22 protein-coding genes are annotated in these 20,804 nt (G+C 50.7%); 10 read left to right on the top strand and 12 right to left on the bottom strand.

Going from position 1 to position 20,804, the window contains the following annotated elements:
* Positions 1–7: 7 nt before the first annotated feature.
* From PsAD13_RS12925 to PsAD13_RS27605, 4 genes are all read right to left on the bottom strand, one after another.
* Positions 8–739: a hypothetical protein gene (locus PsAD13_RS12925; RefSeq protein ID WP_063288254.1), complete on the bottom strand. Its 732-nt coding sequence runs from the start codon at positions 737–739 to the stop codon at positions 8–10.
* Between the two features lie 312 nt (positions 740–1,051).
* A complete protein-coding gene (locus tag PsAD13_RS12920; protein ID WP_063318410.1) occupies positions 1,052–2,710 on the bottom strand; it encodes a phage/plasmid primase, P4 family in 1,659 nt (552 codons plus the stop codon).
* Positions 2,707–3,846: a CHC2 zinc finger domain-containing protein gene (locus PsAD13_RS12915; protein WP_063318409.1), complete on the bottom strand. Its 1,140-nt coding sequence runs from the start codon at positions 3,844–3,846 to the stop codon at positions 2,707–2,709. The genes PsAD13_RS12920 and PsAD13_RS12915 overlap by 4 nt, the downstream gene beginning before the upstream one ends.
* Positions 3,846–4,088 (bottom strand): hypothetical protein, encoded by a 243-nt coding sequence (locus PsAD13_RS27605; protein ID WP_153040888.1) that lies wholly within the window; start codon positions 4,086–4,088, stop codon positions 3,846–3,848. The genes PsAD13_RS12915 and PsAD13_RS27605 overlap by 1 nt, the downstream gene beginning before the upstream one ends.
* A 77-nt stretch (positions 4,089–4,165) precedes the next feature.
* Here PsAD13_RS27605 and PsAD13_RS12910 point away from each other — a divergent pair, with 77 nt between their 5' ends.
* Both PsAD13_RS12910 and PsAD13_RS12905 read left to right on the top strand, forming a co-directional pair.
* Positions 4,166–5,050, top strand: a complete 885-nt coding sequence (locus PsAD13_RS12910) for a hypothetical protein (RefSeq protein WP_063318408.1) — start codon at positions 4,166–4,168, stop codon at positions 5,048–5,050.
* Positions 5,051–5,272: 222 nt separating this feature from the next.
* Positions 5,273–5,914: a hypothetical protein gene (locus PsAD13_RS12905; RefSeq protein ID WP_153040887.1), complete on the top strand. Its 642-nt coding sequence runs from the start codon at positions 5,273–5,275 to the stop codon at positions 5,912–5,914.
* 2 nt (positions 5,915–5,916) lie between these two features.
* Here PsAD13_RS12905 and PsAD13_RS12900 read toward each other — a convergent pair whose 3' ends face one another.
* From PsAD13_RS12900 to PsAD13_RS28350, 3 genes are read right to left on the bottom strand one after another with little or no spacing between them, the layout of a single operon-like run.
* Positions 5,917–6,693 carry a BRO family protein gene (locus PsAD13_RS12900; protein ID WP_063318406.1) on the bottom strand — a complete coding sequence of 259 codons (777 nt, stop codon included), beginning with the start codon at positions 6,691–6,693 and terminating at the stop codon, positions 5,917–5,919.
* Positions 6,690–7,457 carry a Rha family transcriptional regulator gene (locus tag PsAD13_RS12895; protein WP_063318405.1) on the bottom strand — a complete coding sequence of 256 codons (768 nt, stop codon included), beginning with the start codon at positions 7,455–7,457 and terminating at the stop codon, positions 6,690–6,692. Before PsAD13_RS12895 ends, PsAD13_RS12900 begins: the two co-directional genes overlap by 4 nt.
* Positions 7,445–8,881: a hypothetical protein gene (locus PsAD13_RS28350; protein WP_244275162.1), complete on the bottom strand. Its 1,437-nt coding sequence runs from the start codon at positions 8,879–8,881 to the stop codon at positions 7,445–7,447. The genes PsAD13_RS12895 and PsAD13_RS28350 overlap by 13 nt, the downstream gene beginning before the upstream one ends.
* 33 nt (positions 8,882–8,914) lie before the next feature.
* On the opposite strand from PsAD13_RS28350, the gene PsAD13_RS28345 reads away from it, so the two are divergent.
* From PsAD13_RS28345 to PsAD13_RS12875, 3 genes are all read left to right on the top strand, one after another.
* Entirely contained in the window at positions 8,915–9,697 is a 783-nt protein-coding gene (locus PsAD13_RS28345; protein WP_244275160.1) for a hypothetical protein, read from the top strand.
* Positions 9,698–10,120 (top strand): hypothetical protein, encoded by a 423-nt coding sequence (locus PsAD13_RS12880; protein ID WP_063318402.1) that lies wholly within the window; start codon positions 9,698–9,700, stop codon positions 10,118–10,120.
* 140 nt (positions 10,121–10,260) lie between these two features.
* Complete coding sequence (locus PsAD13_RS12875) at positions 10,261–11,541, top strand: pentapeptide repeat-containing protein (protein ID WP_063318401.1); 1,281 nt, start codon at positions 10,261–10,263, stop codon at positions 11,539–11,541.
* Between the two features lie 5 nt (positions 11,542–11,546).
* On the opposite strand, the gene PsAD13_RS12870 is transcribed toward PsAD13_RS12875, so the two are convergent.
* The 3 genes from PsAD13_RS12870 to PsAD13_RS12855 form a co-directional block, all read right to left on the bottom strand.
* Positions 11,547–12,065, bottom strand: coding sequence for a hypothetical protein (locus PsAD13_RS12870; RefSeq protein WP_063318400.1), 519 nt, complete (start codon positions 12,063–12,065; stop codon positions 11,547–11,549).
* Positions 12,062–12,556 (bottom strand): hypothetical protein, encoded by a 495-nt coding sequence (locus PsAD13_RS12865; protein WP_063318399.1) that lies wholly within the window; start codon positions 12,554–12,556, stop codon positions 12,062–12,064. The genes PsAD13_RS12870 and PsAD13_RS12865 overlap by 4 nt, the downstream gene beginning before the upstream one ends.
* A gap of 208 nt (positions 12,557–12,764) precedes the next feature.
* Positions 12,765–13,019 carry a hypothetical protein gene (locus tag PsAD13_RS12855; protein ID WP_063288235.1) on the bottom strand — a complete coding sequence of 85 codons (255 nt, stop codon included), beginning with the start codon at positions 13,017–13,019 and terminating at the stop codon, positions 12,765–12,767.
* A gap of 89 nt (positions 13,020–13,108) precedes the next feature.
* Here PsAD13_RS12855 and PsAD13_RS12850 point away from each other — a divergent pair, with 89 nt between their 5' ends.
* The 4 genes from PsAD13_RS12850 to PsAD13_RS12835 all read left to right on the top strand — a co-directional run bounded on the left by PsAD13_RS12850 (position 13,109) and on the right by PsAD13_RS12835 (position 15,350).
* Positions 13,109–13,423 (top strand): helix-turn-helix transcriptional regulator, encoded by a 315-nt coding sequence (locus PsAD13_RS12850; protein ID WP_063303685.1) that lies wholly within the window; start codon positions 13,109–13,111, stop codon positions 13,421–13,423.
* 768 nt (positions 13,424–14,191) lie between these two features.
* On the top strand, positions 14,192–14,476 hold the full coding sequence (locus PsAD13_RS12845) for a hypothetical protein (RefSeq protein WP_063318396.1): 285 nt from the start codon (positions 14,192–14,194) through the stop codon (positions 14,474–14,476).
* Positions 14,477–14,478: 2 nt separating this feature from the next.
* Positions 14,479–15,051, top strand: coding sequence for a hypothetical protein (locus PsAD13_RS12840; protein ID WP_063318395.1), 573 nt, complete (start codon positions 14,479–14,481; stop codon positions 15,049–15,051).
* Entirely contained in the window at positions 15,048–15,350 is a 303-nt protein-coding gene (locus tag PsAD13_RS12835) for a pyocin activator PrtN family protein (protein ID WP_244272517.1), read from the top strand. Before PsAD13_RS12840 ends, PsAD13_RS12835 begins: the two co-directional genes overlap by 4 nt.
* A gap of 130 nt (positions 15,351–15,480) precedes the next feature.
* On the opposite strand, the gene PsAD13_RS12830 is transcribed toward PsAD13_RS12835, so the two are convergent.
* Positions 15,481–19,125, bottom strand: a complete 3,645-nt coding sequence (locus PsAD13_RS12830) for an Ig-like domain-containing protein (protein WP_193777050.1) — start codon at positions 19,123–19,125, stop codon at positions 15,481–15,483.
* Positions 19,126–20,011: 886 nt separating this feature from the next.
* Between PsAD13_RS12830 and PsAD13_RS12825 the strand changes: the two genes are divergently transcribed.
* Positions 20,012–20,257 (top strand): hypothetical protein, encoded by a 246-nt coding sequence (locus PsAD13_RS12825; protein WP_057465949.1) that lies wholly within the window; start codon positions 20,012–20,014, stop codon positions 20,255–20,257.
* A gap of 101 nt (positions 20,258–20,358) precedes the next feature.
* Here the strand turns inward: PsAD13_RS12825 and PsAD13_RS12820 are convergent, their stop codons facing one another.
* Positions 20,359–20,715 (bottom strand): helix-turn-helix domain-containing protein, encoded by a 357-nt coding sequence (locus PsAD13_RS12820; RefSeq protein ID WP_057465948.1) that lies wholly within the window; start codon positions 20,713–20,715, stop codon positions 20,359–20,361.
* Positions 20,716–20,804 lie beyond the last annotated feature (89 nt).

The following is a 20,804-nucleotide window of genomic DNA, read 5'->3' as shown; positions in this document are numbered from 1 at the left end:
GGTCATTTCAAGTCGCGGAGCTCATTTGGAGCAATCTCACAGCCTTCCGATCGAACTCAGGTGATTGAAACTTCTTGAGTTTGTGAGTTTTCAACATCGGTAGCGCACCGCTTATGATTTCGAGCGCTGCGCACCAGTAGGTGTAGGTTTCCAGCAAAAACTCTTCCAAATCACTCTCAACGGATACCACCTGCAGCTCACAGGCCTGCCCAACGCGGCAGCCCGGCCCGTCATAGTCGTGAGGCTTTGGCAGTTTTGTACCCGGGCGAGCAAAAAGCTCCTCACCATCAGCCCGCCAGTAGCTCATCACCGTGCGTCCGGTCTTATCGCGCTTTTCCTGTAGCTTGCGGCCACTCAGAGCTGGCTTTTCCGGCTGCGTCCGGTTTGCGCCGTAGTAGATCAGCAGACCAGCGGCATAGGCGCAATCATCGGACTGAGCTGCAAACTCCTTCACCGCGCCATGCACGGCCTCGGCATCTGGATGCAGCTCCACACATGAGCGCCCGCCACCATCCACGAAGGTGCGCAGATGCAGCAGCTGCTCTAGTGAGTTCAACGCACACCGGACATCGAAGTGCCGTGCCTCATCATCGCTCACGATATCCAGATGAGCCTTCTGCTCGCCGTAGGTCCAGTCCAGCAAGCTGACCAGATCAATCCTGCGGACTTCGTTCTGCTGTGCCTGCTCTTGTTTGAGCCGGCCAATGTATTCCGGTGATGCGCGCAGCGTTTGAACCATAATTGATCTCCTGCGAGTGTTCCGAGGGTACCGCGAGTGTTAAAATCAGACCCTCGCGGCCATTTTATCTTTTAATATCAATTGTTTTTATAACCCTCCGCGAGGGTTCAAGGGTTAGTTGACTAATTACGCATATGAGAAGTCTTTTCCTTAAAAGCTATTCCCCATTCCCCTATATATGCGCAGGCGCGCGATATACCCTCGCGCCCTCGCGGCTATCCTCTAACCCATTCACGGCTTTACGAAATCCGGCGCGAGGCACACGGCACAACCCTCGCGCATACCCTCGCACCCTCGCGGGCTCAGTTACACTCATCCCATAGGCTCCCAACTCATCGTTTCGGGACGCATCTCAGTTGGCAGGTTGAAGCGCACATTGGCGTACTTGCGGATGCGGGTCATCACCTTGCGCATGCCCGGCTTCTTCGGCAACTCGCGCCCTAAAGCTGTTTCCGTGAAAGGCTTTAGGCCGGAGATTTCAGACCACTTCTTATAGGTGTCATACATGGCGCGGCCAGTGATGGAGGGCTCGTTCGGGTCCTCTCCCGGCGGCTCGGCAAACTCCAGACAGGCATCCACAAATTGCTGTATCGGGTCCAGCTCGGTCTTGTAATCCTGCGTCAGCCCTTCCACGGCTGGCGGCACATCCAGCCCTTCCTCCATGTAGATCTGCAGCCCCTTCAGCATCCAGTTGAGAATGCCCGATCGCTCGGCCTCGAACTCGGCCAGCACCTCGGCCATCGGTCGCTTTTGCTCTTCGCTGATGCGCACGGACCATGGCACGATCAGCAAGCGCCGCCAGATGCCATAGTCATTGCCTTTGATGAAGGGCTTGTCGTTACCGCTCATGATCGCTTTGAAGATTGGCGTCATATCAAAGAAGCCCTGATGCAGCCGGCGCACCTGCATGGGCTCACCACCCGTCAGCGCCTTGATCAGCTCCTCCTTCACTGCCTCACCCTTTGGCAGCTCGGAAACGCGCACCAGCCGTTTGCCCACCAGCGTTGCCAGATCCGGCGTTGCCTGGTCACCACGCCGCTGGCCTGTGCCCGTCACACTTTCCGGGTTCAGCTGTCCGGCATAATCGCCCATCAGCCCGCAAATCGCCTCTACAAAGGTGGATTTGCCATTGGCCCCATCGCCATAGAAGAACAGCAGCTTTTGTTCTGCCGTCAGCCCGGTCAGGCAATAGCCGGCATACACCTGTAAAAAGCGCTGCACGCCAACATCGGGCTGGAAGAAGTCCAGAAACGCCTGCCACTGCGGGCATTCCGCTTTGGGGTCAAAGTTCACCGGCGCGCATTTGGAAAGCCGCATGGCTCTGTCGTGGGCCACGGAATCCGGCACCATCACCTGCCCGCCTTCTCCATCAGGTTCAGGGTGCAGCTGCAGCGTGGCCGTGCGCGTGTTGAACACAAGATCGTCTTCATCCATTTCCTCTGGCGCATAGGTCACATGCGGTAGCGCCTGCACAATCATGCCTTTGATCTTGTTGGAATTGCCGCTGGAAACCGCAAATTTCTTGCGTGCAGTCCGCCTGCCGGAGCGGGCCTTTTTCACGTCCTCCGCATCCTTCAGCAGGGCTTCCTGCTCTTTGGTCAGCGCCGCCTCTTCTGCCAAACGTGGCACCGCCTTGGCTTTTTCCAGCACCAGCTCCTCCCAGGGTTCATAGCCAAGGTAGTCGAGCTCTTCTTTGATCAGCTCCGCCGTGCGCTGCGCATAGCGGGTCATCACTTCCTCGCCACCGGTCAAATCCCAGTGGGTGCCTTTGAAGGTGTAAAACCCCACCTCCCGCACATGCAAAAACTCCTCGCCAAAATGCTCCCGAAGCCGCTTGGCATTGCCCGTATCATTCTGGTCATACAGGGCGCAGCGCGAGAGTTTTTCCGCAAACTCGGTTGAAAGTGGGGTGATGAGGGGATCGTCACTTGGCTGCATCGCACCCTCAATCGCCTGGCTCATGGTGCTCATGCTGCATCCCTCCCGTTCGCCAGTATCCAGTCATTCATGTCCATGCCCAGTGGTGGCCACAAGATCTGCGCTGATCGCTCCTCAAACCGCAGGCGCCGCACAGCCCGTTCCAGTTGAGCTTTGAGTGCTTCAAGGTCTTTGGTGTCACTGTCGGCCAAAACAATCATGGACCGCGCCTCAAATGGCAGAAACGCCCGTGCACTGGCCATGTCCGGTTGCCGTGATGGCAACAGGTGACCGGTGCGCACCGGATGCGGCTCGCAGATCCCGTCAGGCTTGCCAGAGCCCACAAGATTGCCAAGCGAGCCCGCACACCAGCACGAAAGGCCAAAGGGCGCACAGGACAGGCAGGTCTCAATGCCCTCACCCACGCCCATCACAGGCGCAGGCGGGCCAAGCCGCAAACTGGCGCCCATATACGGCCCGCGGATCTTTTTGGCTGGCAACCGCAGCCCATCCTCAAGGCTTAGTTTGATTTTGCCGCTGCCATCCGCCTTCAGCCAGGTCTGATGCACTGCTGAAAACCGGCCCTGCTTGTTTTGAAAGGCCGCCAGCAGCGCAGGTCCATGATGGATGATCTCGAAACGACCCTTTGCAGTCTCTGCCCAGTACGGCAGATCCGCAGCAAAGCGCAGCACCGCCCCAGGCAACGGGATGTCACCCAGCCCCCGCGCTTCACGCAGATAGGTTTCCGCAATACTGCCGGAAAGCTCTGTCCCAGCTGAAAAGATCTTGTAGGCCGCCTGACGCGCTTTTTCCTGTGTGGTGGCAGTGCGCGCAGCCGCAAGCACCTTGTTGTCCTGCACCAGCTTGTGCTGTTTGTCCTGCCAGCGTTGATCACGGGCAATCTGTGCCCCGCCCAGAGCCTCAACCGCATCAGCAAAGCTGGAAAAGCCCTCAAACTCCATCATCCAGTCGATGATGGACCCGGAGCGGCCGCAGGCGGTGGAATAGCAACGGAAACTGTTGCTGACAGGATCAAACACAAAGCTGGCATTGCGATCGTCATGATCGGGAAACGGACATTTGCCGGAATACAGCCGGCCAGACTTGCGCAACGTGGTGTGCCGGCAAATGCGACCATGCAGATCAGCAGATTGCTTCAACCGCAACAAGTCGAGAGTGGAGTACCGCATCACACCAACCTCCCTTGTTTGGGCGATCGTGGCGGTGGCGGCGTACGCTTGGCAGCCGCAACATCCGCTTCATACTGCTTGGCATGCTCGGGGCAAAACCACAGCTGCACCCGCTTGCCGGCATCATCCACGGTGTACCCACGAGAGCCCCAGTTTGCGCAGCCCTCTGCCATGCAAGGGTGCTCGGAGTGGCCGGTGGATGTGGTTCTAGGTGTCTTTCTACGATCAATCCTGAGAGTCATGCGGCGCACCTCTCAACTGAGGCGTGCATGGATGGAGAGACTCGGCTACAAAGCAAGTTTAAATTTGAGGCACTAGCATGAAACGTTTTTTTTCGCTGATCTTGATAGCAGTATGTGTTGGAACTGCTATATCTGCAGCTCTCATAATATCGCGATTGGCTTTCGGGGATGCGCTTTGTACTACAAGCAACTCTTTTAGCTGGACTTGTGGCAAAGAATGGATCGGTGCGACAAGTGGTTGGGCTGCTGCAATAGCCGCAGTTTGGGGCGCATTTTTTGCAGGTCGTAAGGTACAAGAGCAAATCAAAAGAACTGATGACCAAATTGAAGAAGCTCAAAAAACAAACCTTCTCGCACTTCAACCGTTTCTTGCAGATAGCTTTACTTGGTATGCTAGAGAACGCGAAATAATTGAGTACTTGGAACGAGAAACATCCCTTGTAGAGTTTTTCAAGAACTCTTTGATGTCTTTCATTTCTACCATGAATGCAATGGATGACCCCGATCACCCTTCTCCTCATGAGGCTGAAAAAAGAAACACAAGAAACTGCCAAAAGATTATTAGATCTATTGAGGAGCGTACGTGTCTCTTTCAGAAGAACGATCATCACTATGAAGCAGGGCGGTTTATTTCTGGTGACGTGTTCAGCCAGCGCGATACCTTGCTTAAGACTTGGGAAACTGAATACGAGAGCTACGTCGAACTGTTTGACCAAGCGAGTTCGATAGTTGCTCTCAACCAAAACAGACAAGGCAGCCACATTCGTGATAAAGACACTGAGACCGCTAGTAATCTTGTGGTAAAACTCAATGAAATTTTGAATACAGATGAGTTTAAATCTGCTGAAGATCAACGGATTGAAGCAATCAACAATTACTCTGCCGACCTCAAGAGAACTTTTGAACCGGTTGATGTAAATGTTGCTAGAATTAGAGATCTCGCAAAACCTGTCGCTGGTTAATAGGGTATCGATCTTAAAATCCGGTGAGGTTTCTCCATGCAAGATAAGCACCTGAACATCATTATAGTTTGCGTTTTGGCTTCTCTCTTGGGTGGCTTTTTCGCAGTTCTTCTGCTTGACTTTCAGGTCAATCGAGCTGGGCTCTGCATTTCTTCGCAATCTCCTAGTCAAAGCTCGCCCTTTCTGAGCTCCTGGGAGTGCGTTCGATCGTGGGCCGGGGTGTTGAGTGGATGGTTTGCTGGTGTTGCAGCTATTGCAGCAGCCATGATTGCCTATAGTTCTGCGATGAAGCAGGTCAGAAAACTTGGAGATCAAATCTCTGAGGCTCAAAAGGCAAATCGAATAAATCAAATAGAGCATATCGCCAGTGTGATGGAGTTTTGCTCTCAAGAGCTCTATCTCGTCGATCAAGCCTACGCATGGGTCCGCCATATCAAAAGACGTGGACTGACGCTCCATGATTATCGGAGATTGATCATCAACTATAACTCGATTTGTGCTGGCTTTGATGGCCACAATATAAACGCAGCGAAGTACAACCCTGGTACATCCTATCAGGAACGACAGAGGTTTTTGCAAAAACTCAAAAATCTTTGGGTCTACCAACTGAATCTTATTGAAGGCTACGATGGAGCCCCAATCCCGTTGGAGGACTTTGCTCTTGATACTTTCCGTAGTATCCAAACCGAGACAGCTCGATGTCTTGCGCGAAAGCAAAAAGATCCTGTTGCCGATGAGCTTTTGGAACTTGAGCACGCTATGATTGCCTACAATGACAAGCTCCCGGATAACTGGATGGATCAGCTGCATACATGGCGTGAAGGCGTAGTAAACACTTTCATGGAAAACAGCTCGACTAGCTAACATCACCCCACCTCCTTCACCCGTAAACCACGGTAAGTCACCACACGGCCTTTGTTTTTCAGGAAATTGTAGTCCTGTGTGAGCTGGAGCATGGCGCGGCCAAAGGCGGTTTCAGTAATGATGGGGTTGCCTTCTGAGCGAGCCCAGCCTTTGTAGGCCAGATACATGGCCCGGGCGGTCATGGTGTAGTCTGGATCCAGTTGGCATCCCTCTTCGATGAAGGAGCGCAACTGTTCTTCTGCTCCGGAGACGATGCTTCTGGATGTGAGGCCTCCGCGTGGGGCTAATGACGGCACCATTGGCAGGTCCAGCTTGCGCCAAAGCTCGCAGGCGGCACGTGGGCCGGAGATACGGTTTGCAATCTCAACCAATCTGGATTTGTTACCGAGCTCTGACTGAGTGCCAAGATCATCAAACTGGTTTGGATCCTGTTCCCAATGATGGTAACTGCCCGTTCTCATGATGGTTGGGATCAGCTCTTTAGTGACCCATTTACGGAACCGATGCTGCATTGTGCCTTTAGTGACTGCTTTCCTTGAGCGCAGGATCAGGGTGTACAAACCGCTCTCGGTGACATACAGAACCTGCTGAGGCCCACCCGGGGTGTGAGTTGAAGTCACCCCCTTTTCATCTTCATCCAGATTTTCAAGCGCCCGCGAAGCCTGCTTAACGTCCAAACAGTTGCAGACGTCCTTTGCGATGAAGCAAATGGTACCGTCTTGCTGTCTGAAACTGCGAACCAGATTGTCTTCAAAATCCATGTTGATCAGATCAGTCATGCTGCTGCTCCTCGCTCGGCGGCTTCGATCAGCTGCATCAGGTCGTTGAAGGTGGAGATGTAGTAGAGAGGTTGGGTTTCGCGCGGGTTGTTGGGGCTGACTTGGTTTTTGCCGAAAGACAGGCCTTTTTCTGTCAGCAGTTTGAAGCGCTTTTCCTTGCCACTGGTGGAGGTGCGGGTGCGCTCCTCCAAAATGCCGAGGTCCAGCAGCACCTTGTTGACGGTGCGGGCTGAGCGGGTTTCTCCAATTTCCTTAAGCAGAGTTGTGAGCGCCAGACAGGCTCTCTCATTGACATAGTCAGGCAGCATGTTGGTTGCGCAGCCGTGGTTGTTGGCCACGGTTTCAATCATCTTGAGCTTGGAACTGTCAGACATGGCAAGCGCCCGTCCTGCTGCTTCTGCAACGGCCATTTCCATTTCAATGGAGATGACCTGCGGAGCCCGGTCATAATTGCTGGAAACAAGCCGATCCCGATACTCCAGAAACGCTTCAACGAGTTTACGTTGACCTTCCTTTGATTTCCGGCCACCAATGAATGGCATTGCAATCAACGCTGCCTTTTCTGACAGCTGATACATCGGCTGCTCTTTGTTCTGGGCGTTGAGGTAGGAGGACGACGCAAATTCCCGGAGTCCTATTGTCCCCTCATTAATCAATCCCCGCACGCTTCTGAGCACTTCGTCATGCCGACGCCCAAACACCTCCGCAATCACCAGTGTGTCCGTAACAGGCTTACCATTCTCAATTTTGATCAGATGCTGCATTCCGAAACTCCTTTGACTGGCAAAAGCACGCGGGTGGAGTGCCACGCGGATTGGGTGTGGGTGAAAATCTCTTTGTGGTGGGTGAGAAGAAGGGATTGCAGGGTCACAATGGACTGCACCGCCTCGCACTGATGGGGAGGCAGGTTGTTGCCGAGCGCGGACATGGCGTGCAAAAGCGCGCCGAACTGGGCCACAGCTAAATCAATATTTTCAAGGGAATTCCGAAGCTCGCGGCACGCACGTGTCGCGTTATCTGCCAGCACAACCATGGCACATCTCCTGTAGTCAGATTGTATCCGACCGCTGGAGGTTCCAATCTCTGGCGGCCAGACGAACAGGATTGGAACTACCGTCCTACAGGAAAACGGCGCGCGTGAGCGCTCCTGCCCGCCTAGCCATAAAAGCAAAACGCCGCTGGCATAGACATGCCGCGGCGCATAGCGTGCGCCTGTAGAATAGGAAGGGGTTCCAATCCCCGCACGCCTTTGTGTGACGCACTCACTGGCAAACCACCAGCTGAGCGGAATCATGACCTGATTTGTACCTGTTGTCAACGCAGATGGAATCGCGGATAGGTTGCAGATGTAATTAGAGCACTGACCCAGAGGCGTTTTTAGATGTTTAATAGACAGCTTGTTACACCAGAAACGTTGGATTTCCGTGACTACGATGAAACGCAGTGGAACTCTTGGGTCGAGCAAATTCAAGGAGGTTTCACGAATATTTGGATTGATTTGAGCAATGCAAACTTTGAAAAAGCCATAATATCCGGTGCGTCTTTCGTCCGAACAATTATCAGCAAGTCTGAGTTCATGCAGACCAGCTTCATCAAAACTGACATGAGTGAAGCCAATCTCGATTTCTCCACTTTCTTGAACGTCTCTTTGGAAGACGTCTGTCTTGAGCGCGCTAACTTGGAGGCTTTTCAATTTAGAGGTGGGCGAGGTCATCAGGTTCAATTCACCAACGCAGACGCGAGACGGGCTGAGTTTGATGATGTGACCTTTGAAGACGTCGATTTTACTAAAGCAAACTTCGAAGCCACGACATTCTCGCATTGCAGACTTCGTTCGCCTGTTTTTACTCAAGCACGATTGGCCAATGCCGTGTTTGAAGATTGTACTGGAGTTGAAGCCAAGTTTCGCATGGCTAAATTGCAGAATGCACGTATCGTTTCCTGTAACTTCGTAAAGGCAAATTTTAACCGCGCACGGCTTAGAGGTGCCAACCTTTCGGAAACAAATTTTGAAGGCACAAACTTCAGATTTGCCAATCTCCAAAACACCACATGCACTGATACCAATTTTAAAGATGCAGATCTCAGAAACGCAATTTTGACCAATACCAATCTGCTCGATACAAATCTGACTAACGCCGATTTGCGCGGTGCAAATCTCGTCGGCTCCATTTATCAACGAAGTCAACTCAGAGCCGCAATTACTGATGAGACAACGGTTTTGAATGACGAACAAAGCCCTGAGCAAAAACCGAGCGTATTGGGAGTAGATAAATTTCCGCTGGTTTTTGGCAGCGAAGAGGACCCTAGCACGTCTAATAAAAGCAAAACCAAAGAGACGATTGCAGAAGCTGCATCCTCTGAGGCTGTGTCTGAAAGTGAAATTGCACCCGCAGATACACCTGATGCAATCTCCGAGAGCTACCCAGTCGCCCCACGCGTCAGCTCTCCAGAAGAGCCCAGAGACCTCCTTAAAAACTATCAAGTCATGCGAGTGACCACACCAATCTCGTTCACCAAAGCTGATGGTAGTGAGGAGAGAATTTTTCTTGAGAGCGTTGCCATACCATTTTGGGGTAAAGGCAATAAAATTGGAGAGTTGTTTGCAGCGGCCACGCACCAACTTATTGAAGATGGAGAAGCAAAGTATGCCACAGGAAGCTGGTTTGATGCTCTCACGCAAGACTGGCTTGCTCCGGCAGATCGAACTGTCTGTTTTGAAGCGGTCAAGATCGCACTGGATGATCAGAAAGCCGTAGTTTACTTTGGCAGTGTCAAAGATCTTTCGACCAAAGCTTTGGGAGGCATCACAGGTTTTGTCACTTTCGTGGCTGACACAGGTGTTGAGCAAGTTGCCATTGGAGTGTTGGCAATGGGAACATCTCTCATCTTCCTGCAAGTTTGTCAGTCCGTCGGAAAAGGGGCAAGTGGGGTAATTGAAGCTAAGTTTGAGCAAATAAAAAGACGAATGGAACTTGCCGACAAAGAGCTGGAAGACCGCTAAATGACCAGCTTGCCCCCTGCTCCCCCGAGACCTTTCCGCTCCTACCTGCCAGCTCAACTGCGTGGGTTTGGGTTTGTTTTTGCGGGTAATTTGTGGAGCCTGGGCGTCTATCTGATTTATCAGGGTAGCGCGTTGCGGGACTGGTTTCTGGCCGGGCTTCTCTGGATTGTCGGGGCGGTTATCGTTTACTGGCTGGCAACACGGATAAACCCCGTTTTCAGCCCGCTCAAAGCCCTGCTGGTCACCCTGTTCTTTCAAGTGCAGATGTTCGCCGCCATCGCCTTCATCCGCGTTAGCCTGGCAGATTTCGAGATTGAGGCCCTCAACCAGCTGACCATCACCCAAATGGTTCTGGCCGTCTACATCCTCATGATCCCCATAACCCTCCTCACCGCCTTCATAAGCTGGGTGAGACAGAGTTGATCCTGCTCTGAGCGCCTGACCCATCACGCAGCAACCCTCCAATTGCCATTGGACGACCAGCATCCTCTGGTTGAAGACTCAGAGGTTCGCATCTTAAGGTGCGAGGCAGTTACTGCATGCTGTGTTGAGAGCTGAGATTGATGGATCAGGAAAGTAGCATTGAAAGCACCAATGTTTTGATGCCCATCGGCGCAGGCATTTACGCGATGGTTCTGATTTTCGCATTGGTATGCGCCATATTTGTACCAGATAACCCCTTGAAATTCTGGTTCCCCGACAACGAATCTGGAGCTGAAATTTGGCGAAACATTGGATTGTTGGTTGTTGGTCTCGTCGGTTTTCCTTTCATTATCTGGAGAAGCATTACAGCTCATTGGCAAGCACAGATATCTAACAAGCAGGCTGGGATCGCGCTTGGCCAATTGCAGAACGCAGATCGAACATTGGTTCTCGCAGAAAAGCGACACATTACAGATCGTTTTGCAGAGGCTGTTGAGTTGCTTGGAAAAGACAACTCTGCCTCTGCAAGTGCAGGCGTTATTATGCTCAAGGATTTGATGGAAGCTTCTACTACTTACTTTGATACTTCTATGGATCTTTTGGAGCAGCACATCCGTAAACGAAACATAGAAAGAAGTACGTTTAAGTCTGATCAACCAGTTCCCATTCAAGCTTTCTTCATCGATCAGGGAGTGGCTATTCGAGCGGTTATCAACCTGCGCAATAACCAAGACCAAAATTCTCTCAAGTTGTTTGATTTTGCGAACACCAACATGGACTGCGTTGAGTTCAATAAAATCACCAAAATCAACTTCCATAAATGTCGACTTGAAAATTGCATCTTTAACGGCTTGAACCTTAGTCTTGCTGATTTTTCGGCCAGCATGCTCGTTGCTACTGATTTTAGTAGAAGCCGGTTGGTCGGCGCTAACTTTGTCGGAGCAGACTTGCCTGATACTGACAGTATTAACTTTAACTACCGGCTGTACATGGAATCGTTTTCCAGTATCCAGTTTCAGATTGATAAAGCGCATGAGGAACACGCTACTGAAATGGTGGTTGCGATCCAGAGTTATACTTTGCGGTTGACTGATAAAAGCACTGCACGCGAGATAGTTTCTGAACTTAACCGAATAGCCCAAAACCATCAGACCTATATCAACGATTTCAATCAGGTAATATTGAACTCGACTAATGCGGTCAAACAGATAGGGCAGCACTTTCTCCTCCCTAAACTGATGCAAATGGGAGGGTATGCCATGACGGTACCTAGGTTTGAAGGCGCAGAAGTGTTTGGGGCTTTTATTGAAGCAAAGTTCTTCCCTCTCTTCAGTGAAGAGCAATGGAACTCTGTGAATGTCATTGATCGCGACGGCAACACCATGCAACGTCCATTTACTCCGAGTAGCGAACCCGCCTAATCCCCTCACGCCACAGCCCTCCGTGCATTCACCAGCTCACTCGGACGAGGTGCACCTACCTGAGTGCAGTAGCGGTTGACGGCTCGGCAGACGACGTGGACGCTGACGCCGGAGGCGTGTGCGATGCGCTCGTAGTTCCAGTGGAATTGGCAGCTGAGGCCGTAATAGAAGCAGCCGCGGCAGAAGACATCCTGCTTTCGTTTGCTGTTTGAGGTGAACAGGCGGCCCACGGGCACCTTGCAGGTTTTTGCCACACCGGATGCAAAGGTCCGGACGTCCTCCGGCAATGCCTTAAACAGTCGGATTTGCGGGGTGAGGTCAGCATCCCTGCTCTGCACCGGATACAGCGCCACACCGCCCGAAACAGGCACACCAGACAGGATGATCCGTTCGGCTGTCTCTGTCTTGATCACGTTCTCCACGTCATCCTCTGAACAACCATAGATGCTTGCGATGGCGCGGTGGCTCATGTTGTTGAGGTGGTGCTGCACAATTCTGCGCCGGATTTTGGGGGACTGGATCATCTGGCCGGCTCCCTCTCAATGGCTTCGCAGGTTTTGTCCAGCTTGACAGCCACGCTGATCAGCTCGGCAATTTCTCTGCGCAGGTGGTGGCGTTTCACTTCATCGGCTGTGACTTTGCCGTCATCCTTCAGGCATTCAGCCACACGGCAGAGAACGTCCGAGAATTCCTTGGAGAGCTGGCCCATGTTGCCGACCCAATCCGGCTCTGCTGCTTCCCGTGGGAGTTTGACCAGCGTGTGGCCGCTCATGCGTGCCAGGATGCGGGTGAGCACGGGATCAGCGGCCTCGTGTTCCAGATCGGCAATCACGTCCACCGGCATGGCGTCATGGCTCTGCTGGTTGCCATAGCGGGAGAGCTGGCACGGTGCGACGCGGGTGACCATGCTGGCAGCTTCCACGCCGCCATTCAGCTTCACCAGAGCTTTGGAGTAGGCAAACAGGCGGGAATAGTCAGATTCCGGCAGGGTGCGACTGGTTTGTGAGCGGGACATGCAAAACTATCCTCAAGTGTTTCGCTGACAGCGCCGGGGCAGTCTTGCAGACTGCCGATCCAAAGCAGCGGAGCTGAGCTGATGCAGGCAAAGAAATGGAATTTGGAAAAACTGGAGCGCGATGTTGAACGGCAGCAAGGCCATGGCCGGCGACAGATGCAAAGCGCCCTCGCCGCATGCCGGTTCGCTCGAGGTTTTGCCGGAAGGATCAGAGCTCAATCTCATGAACCCGCTCCTGACGGCAAAACTTGATGAACAGCACCAGGCCTCTGAGTGAGGAAAGCCGGATATCGGCTCCGGTGCGCAATCGCAAATGCAGATGAGGATTGCCGACAGCGCGCTGACCCAGCTGCGCAGGCGTCATGTCAAACTCGTTACAAGCCATGTCGATGAGCTTGATAATGTCGGCTCTGGTGGGAAGTTTGAAGTCCGCTTCGCTGATCTCGGATCTTTCCGTCTGCATACCAAATCACCTCCAATGAAATCGAGGTCAGTATGGAGTATACTGCGAACAAGTCAACGCAGTATTGTGCGCTAGACGAAATGAAATGCATGGATTATTATCCGCGTATGGAAACTTGGCGTAAAAACCTTAAAGATCAGATGGATAAGAAGGGCGTAACTGCACGCGCCCTCTCCTTGGCCATTGGAAAAAGTCCTGATTACGTCAATAAAATGCTGAAGAACTTCACGCCGACTATCGAAGTATTCTCCGCAATTTCGCATGAGTTGGGCAGCAATGTCGGTGATTTGTTTTATGGCTCCGATGGGCCGGATCACTCTCAGCTTATTAAGGATTTCAATCAGTTAAGCGATGATGACAAGAAGGTCATTCTCCGCATGATTGACGGCTTCTCCCAAAAGTAAGCACTTTAAGACTGCCCGTCAGCCCTTGATCTTTCCCTCAGGCGCTCAATTTCTATCGCTACCTTCACAAGCTCAATGGATGACAAGGTCCTGATTTTCTCAGCGAACTTAGCGTCCTTGTTTTTGGTGTCTTCCTGTAGTCCAGCCAATGCCTTCACAGCCCCAGTGCTAATTCCACTAATCCAATGAATGGATCTCTCATTGCACAGGCTATCTACCGATTTGCAGGGAACACAAGTCAAAGGGCGAAAAATTGAAGAACATCGAATTTTAATTGATAATCAGTAATTTGAGCGATTTCTGCATTCAGGCTGAATTGATTTCATTTAAGAGCGCCCCACTTAACCTATTCCCTTCCACTGAAAGGCTAACTTCCCGTCTGGGCGGGTAGCCCATGCACGATTGCGCTCAGCTAAATGATTATTGGTTATGCGTCCCTGGGCGCAGTGCTTGTCCACACATCATGTGCACAATTTTCCATATCGCGCCGCTCCATCTGAACGATCGAGATACTGATTCACACCCATGAATGCGTATTATAATCCATTTTGATATTGACATATGGATTATAATACGCATCAATTGGCGTGCTTAATTGATCTGATTTGGGTGTAATGAAGCGCCTCTAATATGGATCACAGCATTCATTTTCAAACTGATAGTCACCTGTCCTGCAGAACCCCTCATGTGGCAGGTGACTGGCGCGGGTGCTGCCACCAACACATGCACCCGCGCCATCCTTTTCACGGTGGTTCAGGAGATATCTGCATGAGCTCTCATCTGAGGCTGATTACTCAAGATCCCGTTGCGCCGCTTCAACCAGGTCAAGCAACAACAGCCAGCGCTGCAGAGCAGCAAGGCCACAAACTGCTCGACCAGATCTCCCCAAGCTTTGGAGAGATCGCTCTGAAGCGCGAGGACTTGAAGCTGGTTTTGAAGGATACGCCGGAAGATGGACCGGCGATCGTTGCACAGATCCGCAACCTGCAGGATTTTTACCGCGATGGATGGCAGCTCTGCCAGCAAACACTGAACAAGATGGGACGGGGTTAGAAATGACGGACACAACATGCCTCATTCCATTGCCAGAGCGGTGCTACATCAATCTGCAACACCCAGCTTCATCAAGACTGACTTGGCGCTCAGTGGGCATCGTTTTGGGCCGTGTGGCAGCTCTGCCCAATCTTACGGATGTTTTTATCTCTCAGGCGCAGTTCAATCTGCTGGCCTCCCGTTTCACACCGCGTCCGTTGCGCCCGCTGATGATGACCTCCGGCCTTCAGATCATTCTTGCCAACCTCGCCTATGTGGAAACGGACTGCGATAGCGGCCAGACCACTCTTCAGAAACCGCAAGGCGGCCTGCGTGAGCTTGCAAAAGCGCTTGGAGCACTCATTCCGCGACCGCGGCAGATCAGCATGGTTGAAACCGCCAAGCTGGAGGAGATCCGCCGAGCCGCGGTGACGACCACCCTCAACCAACTCTCTCGCAGATGCGTATCAGGTCCAACCTTGCCGCTCGCCTCCACCATCAAACCCAAGAGCCCAGAAATGGCAGCAATGGACTGGGCAGATGCGATGGAAGAAAGCTGTAGACATCCCTCATTGAAGCAGCCCTGCGCAGCATGACTGAAGTTGAAATTCGAACTCTGGAAGGCAATCCTATGAACACCCAGTTTCTCTTGCTGGCTCAGTATTCTGGAAAAACAATCATACCCGTACAGGAAGTATGCAAAGACTTCTTCGGGCACCTGACGCTGCAAAAATTCCTTCGCAAGCACAACAGCGGCGAGATTGACCTTCCAATTGTCCGGATCGAAGACAGCCAAAAATGCGCCAGAGGCGTCCACCTCGTGGATCTGGCGCATTACCTGGACAAAAAGAGGGAGGAAGCTATGAAAGAAAACAATGCCATGTTCGGCAGATAAGACCATCCAAAGCCGGAAAACACAGAAGGTTCAACTGGGTAACCTCAAGCACCCCAATATACTTGTTCTCAGGCAAAATGCCCTCGGTAACGCATATCACCGAGGGCCCATGTTACACAATCAATGAAGATCAGATAAATTGGAAGTCGTCTGAATGAAGATCAGAGGTCAGAACACCTGTCAGGGTCACAGAGTTATCTTCATCAAGCACGATTACCGTGTTGACCCCATCATCCGTTGCAGCCATCAAAACCGCCTCCAGATTCGCAAATAGATCTGCATCAAAGGAAATAATGTCGTCTGACTCAGCTCCAGCTTTAAAGTCAGTAATTACGTCATTACCGAATGACGAGCCCTCAAACACAAAGTTGTCGCTACCTTTGCCTCCATGCAACGTATCGTTCCCTGCTTGTCCGACAAGGGTATCATCGCCTTTTCGACCACCCAAAATGTTATCTCCTGCCGTGCCGATAATATGATCATCCCCATCACTACCATTGGCATTTTCGATTGAGACATAAGTGTCTCCAGCGGCGACTCCTCCACTACCTGTGCCTGTTAGAAGGTCAATAACTGAAATTTGCCCAAGATCGCCGTACTCTGTGTAACTAATCCAATCGGTTCCAATCCCACCGTCAAGATAATCAGAACCTGAGCCGCCTCTTAAGAAGTCATCCCCCTCCCCTCCAAACAATTTGTCATCACCAGCTTCACCAATAAGCACATCATTGTCGGCTCCGCCATAAAGTGTATCGTGGCCATCGCCTCCATTCAGGTGATCTGAGCCAGCCTCACCAAATAGCTTATCGTCTCCACCGTGACTCCAGATTGAGTTATCAGCATCATCCCCTGTGAGATGGTCACTATATAGATCGCTGCCAACAATATTCTCTATCGAAATATAGGTGTCACCTTCGGCATCTCCGGCGTTTTGAGACTGATCAAGTAGGTTCACCACCACAGAAGCACTCGACCAGCGGTAACGCACTGTGTCCTGCCCTTCACCGCCATCAAGATAGTCAGCTCCCGAACCAAAAGCATTGAGAACATCGTCACCACCTTTACCTTCTAGGTGGTCGATACCATCGGATGCATATAAGCCGTTATCGTTGTCATCCCCAATTATGACATCGTCAAAATTGGAACCGTAAATGCTCTTGATGTTGGTAATTTGGTCACCTTCGGCGTAACCACCAGATAACTCCGCTGTGCTCATATTGACGTTAATCGCTGCAGTCGAAGCGCTATAATTAAGGGTATCGTCTCCACCACCTCCATCAATTACATCAGCGCCGTCACTTCCATATATCTCTTCATTGGCATCGGATCCGATGAAAACATCAGCCTCATCGGTACCAAAAAGCCTAGGCTTCCCATCGCTAAACACTGAGATCTTGGACAAGTTTGTACCATCTGCAAACTCATAACGCTCTATGTGAGCCCCCATGTTTGCAATCTGGATCTGACCAGCTGGGCGATCTCCATCTGCCTCCCAGGAAATCTTGAGAGCAGTGCCGTTTTCTCCATCGTGTTCGACTATCGAAATTTTAACATCAGCAAGAGACAAATCTTCAAAGACAATCGTATCAAACCCACCGCCATCGACTTCAGTGGTGTAGTCAATCATAGTTGACCCACTATCTGCCCAGATCGAATAGGTATCCTTGTCCGTACTCCCGCTCAATATTTCACTATCTCCCACGACAGTCACACTTGCAGTTGCTATTGAGCTTTCTCCAGCGCTATCCGTAATCGTGTAGTTAAAGGTATCAGTTGTCGTTTCACCAAGCCCGAGAGAACCAACGAGATTAGCTGGATCGTAGGAGAATGACCCATCATCATTCACTGTAACCGAGCCAATCGTGTTTGCAGTGTCAGCACTGAAGCTATGTGTATCTGACGTATCGACATCCGAATAAGAAGGCGCGATGGTGACAGAACTCCCCTCACCAGTGCTTGCTGTTATAGCACTTGCCTTAGGAGCGTCATTTTGGCCAGTAATTGTGACTGTGACCGTATTTATTGAGGTCACTCCCGAGCTATCTGTTACACTATAGCTGAAACTGTCACTTGTAGTCTCACCAACGGCTAAATCCTCGAACTGCCCATTCGGGTCATAAGCGAATGTGCCATCATCATTCACAGCGACCGAACCTAGTGTGTTGGTGGTATCCACACTGAAGCTGTGAGTGTCAGAGATATCGACGTCGGAGTAAGTTGGATTGATGGTAATGCTATTATCTTCGCCGGTGCTTGCTGTAGTTTCAGAAGCTACGGGAGCATCATTAGTTCCGGTAATGGTAATAGTCACTGTCTTTGTAACGACACCGCCGTTGCCGTCATCCACCGTGTAGGTGAAGGTGTCAGTCGTACTCTCACCAACAGCAAGATGCTCAAACTGACCATTTGGATTGTACTGGAAGCTGCCATCGACCAGAGAGACCTGCCCAGTTGTTTCACTGGCATCTATGGTGACGGTATGAGTGTCTGAGACCTCAGCATCTGAGAAAGCTGGTTCAATAAAGACGCTTTCATCCTCAGATGTTGTTGCTGCAATATCATCAACAACAGGTGCATCGTTCACACCGCTGATCTTAATCGTAACAGTTTCAGTCGAACTCGCACCGGAACTGTCGGTAACGGTATAAGTAAAGGTATCCGTGGCAGTTTCATCAGCTGTAAGACCATCAAACTGGCCCTGCGGATGATAGGAGAATGTACCGTCATCATTCACGGTAACCGAGCCACGTGTGTTGGTGGTATCCACACTGAAACTGTGAGTGTCTGAAGTATCTGCATCAGAATAAGACGGCATAATGACAACAGAACTATCTTCGTTAGTCTCGCTAGAAACTTCAGCGGCTACAGGGGCATCATTTTCACCAGTGATGGTGATGGTAACCTGCGCTCCTGCACTGGCCCAGGAGCCATCAGTAACAACATAAAAAAAGCTATCTGTCGCCGTTTCACCAGCACCTAAATGATCGAACTTCCCATCAGTGTCATAGCTGAATGTGCCGTCAGCGTTTGTGATGACTGCACCTGAAGTGTTTGTATTAATGATACTAACGATATGCGTATCCGATGTGTCGACATCAGAATAATCAGAAGAAATTACGGTTGAACCGCCTTCATTCACCTCTGCGTTAACAGAGATTGCGATCGGAGCATCATTCTGACCTGTAATTGTGACAGTAACGGTCTCGCTGGAGCTCTCACCTGCTTCATCTGTTACAGTGTAGGTAAAACTATCAGTGGCAGTTTCTCCAGCCGATAGATATTCAAACTGTCCTATCGGGTCATAAGAAAAGGTGCCGTCAGCATTAATTATGACCGAGCCAAGCGTGCTGGTGGTATCTACGGTGAAACTATGGGCGTCTGTGGTGTCTGCATCAGAATAAGACGGCGTTATAGTAACTGCACTGCCTTCATCTGTGGTTTCACTCGAAGCAAAAGCTACAGGACCATCGTTAGAACCAAAGAGCTCTATAGTGACTGTCGCTGACGAACTGGCTCCAGAGCTATCGATCACTGTATATGTAAACGTATCTGTCGTTTTCTCGCCCAAAGCCAGATACTCAAACTGCCCTGCTGGATTGTAAGAGAACGTACCATCATCATTGATTGTGACCGAGCCAAGCGTGTTGGTGGTATCTACGGTGAAAGTGTGAGTATCGGCGGAATCGCTATCGTAAAAACTAGGTGTGATCTTATGAGAAGAGCTTTCGCCCCCTCCTGTTACAACAGGATAGGCTGAGGGTACAAAATTTGTCATTTGAGATACCATAGATTCATCATGCATAATTGCATCATACATCTACGCATGCATATTTATGATTGTAAACATTAATTAAGTATACTCATGATTGCAGTAAATTAGCTGTTGGCTAGGACAAGCTTAAGACGCAAGCAATAAGCGTAAATTAGCTAGATTTTCTATAGAATGCGCGAATGGCTGTATTCTCATAGAGGAACCAAACGTGGACCAGCCACCCTGTTCCGCGTCTTGCATCAAGATCTGATAGAGGACCCAAAAAGAAACAGCTACGGCATCCAAGGGGACGTTGACCCAACCACTGATGAGTTGATTGATCGACAGCTCACGGCTGTGTTTGTTAGACTTAGACCTGAAACACCCGCTGTCTATAACGTAATTTTATTTTCAGGCCTCACCAATATCTATCTCAAATTCAGATATTAGTACGAATATCAGTACGACTTACAATGCCATCACCTGACAACACGTTGTAGTATATAAATAAACTTTAAGTATCGATCCCATCAAGCATCGGCGCGACTGCAAAGACAGACTGATTGATATCATAGAGTTTTTTTGTTGCTTCAGTCATTCACGACGGTCTCAAACTGCCTCAAGTCGCAGTCTTTTGCCCTTTCTGCACCAAATTGGCAAGTCAGCCCCACCAGAAACGTACGAATGAACTGCAATGACGGAATGAATGGTTAAGGTAAGAGATGAGAATAATCAGGGTCGGTTAATCGCAATTCCCTCCGAGGCTGTATGGATCGATGCACGTGAGTTACTCCCCCAGTAAAGGCAACATAAGACAATTGATACCTCCACACACAACATTGTGGGATGTGAGTGATGGGGGGATCTGGTAGGGTTTGGGCTCGTATTTTGAAGAGGAGGGTTTGGAACCATGGGTGGTGGTGTGACGCAACCGGAGGCTTCGCGGTCTTTTCAGGAGTTGGTGATCCTGGGCGTGCAGGTGCTGCTCGGGGTTGGGTTTATGGTGTTTAGTGCCTACGTGTTTTATGAGGCGGCGCTGGCACTTTATAAACTGGATCTGGTGCGCATGGTTGGTGCTTACTTCCTGTTTTTCTGTACAGTTGGGCTTGGGCCGTTTTTCTGGCCATTTTCATGGCCGTTTGGTGAGGGCCATTAAAGAAGCCAGATTACGTCTGTGCCATACTATGTCTTATCTTTTGAGCGTATCCCGGCTTGAACGCCATGTTCATTCTGGTTGATATGCTCTTTCTTCGTCGTTCAGGCCTCTTCCTTTTCCCGTACAGCATGATCGATGCCCCAATCGCGCAGTGCGGTGATAATGGGGCGTAGAGTTTCGCCCTTTGGTGTGAGTGAGTATTCTACGTGAGGCGGAACCACAGCGAAGACTTTGCGGGAGACCAGACCGTCGGTTTCCAGCTCTCTCAATTGTTTGGTCAACATACGCTGAGTGACTGTTCCGACTTGTTTTTTCAGCTCACCAAAGCGCTGTGTCCCTTCCATCAGATGGTAGAGAATAACGCCCTTCCATTTGCCGCCAATCAGTTCCAGAGCAGCTTCTACTGGACATCCCTGACTGCAATTGTATTGCTCGAAGCGTTGGTTTTTATCACTCATATTATCTCCTGAGAGCAGGTTGCTTTCATATGCATTCAAGCAACAGACTCTAAGTCTTTTTTTGCACGTACTCTTATCCGAAAACCGAA

The organism is Pseudovibrio sp. Ad13 (genome assembly GCF_001623225.1).
GTDB lineage: Bacteria > Pseudomonadota > Alphaproteobacteria > Rhizobiales > Stappiaceae > Pseudovibrio.
Note: the sequence above shows the minus strand (reverse complement) of the source record. Positions and strands in the feature narration are given on the sequence as shown.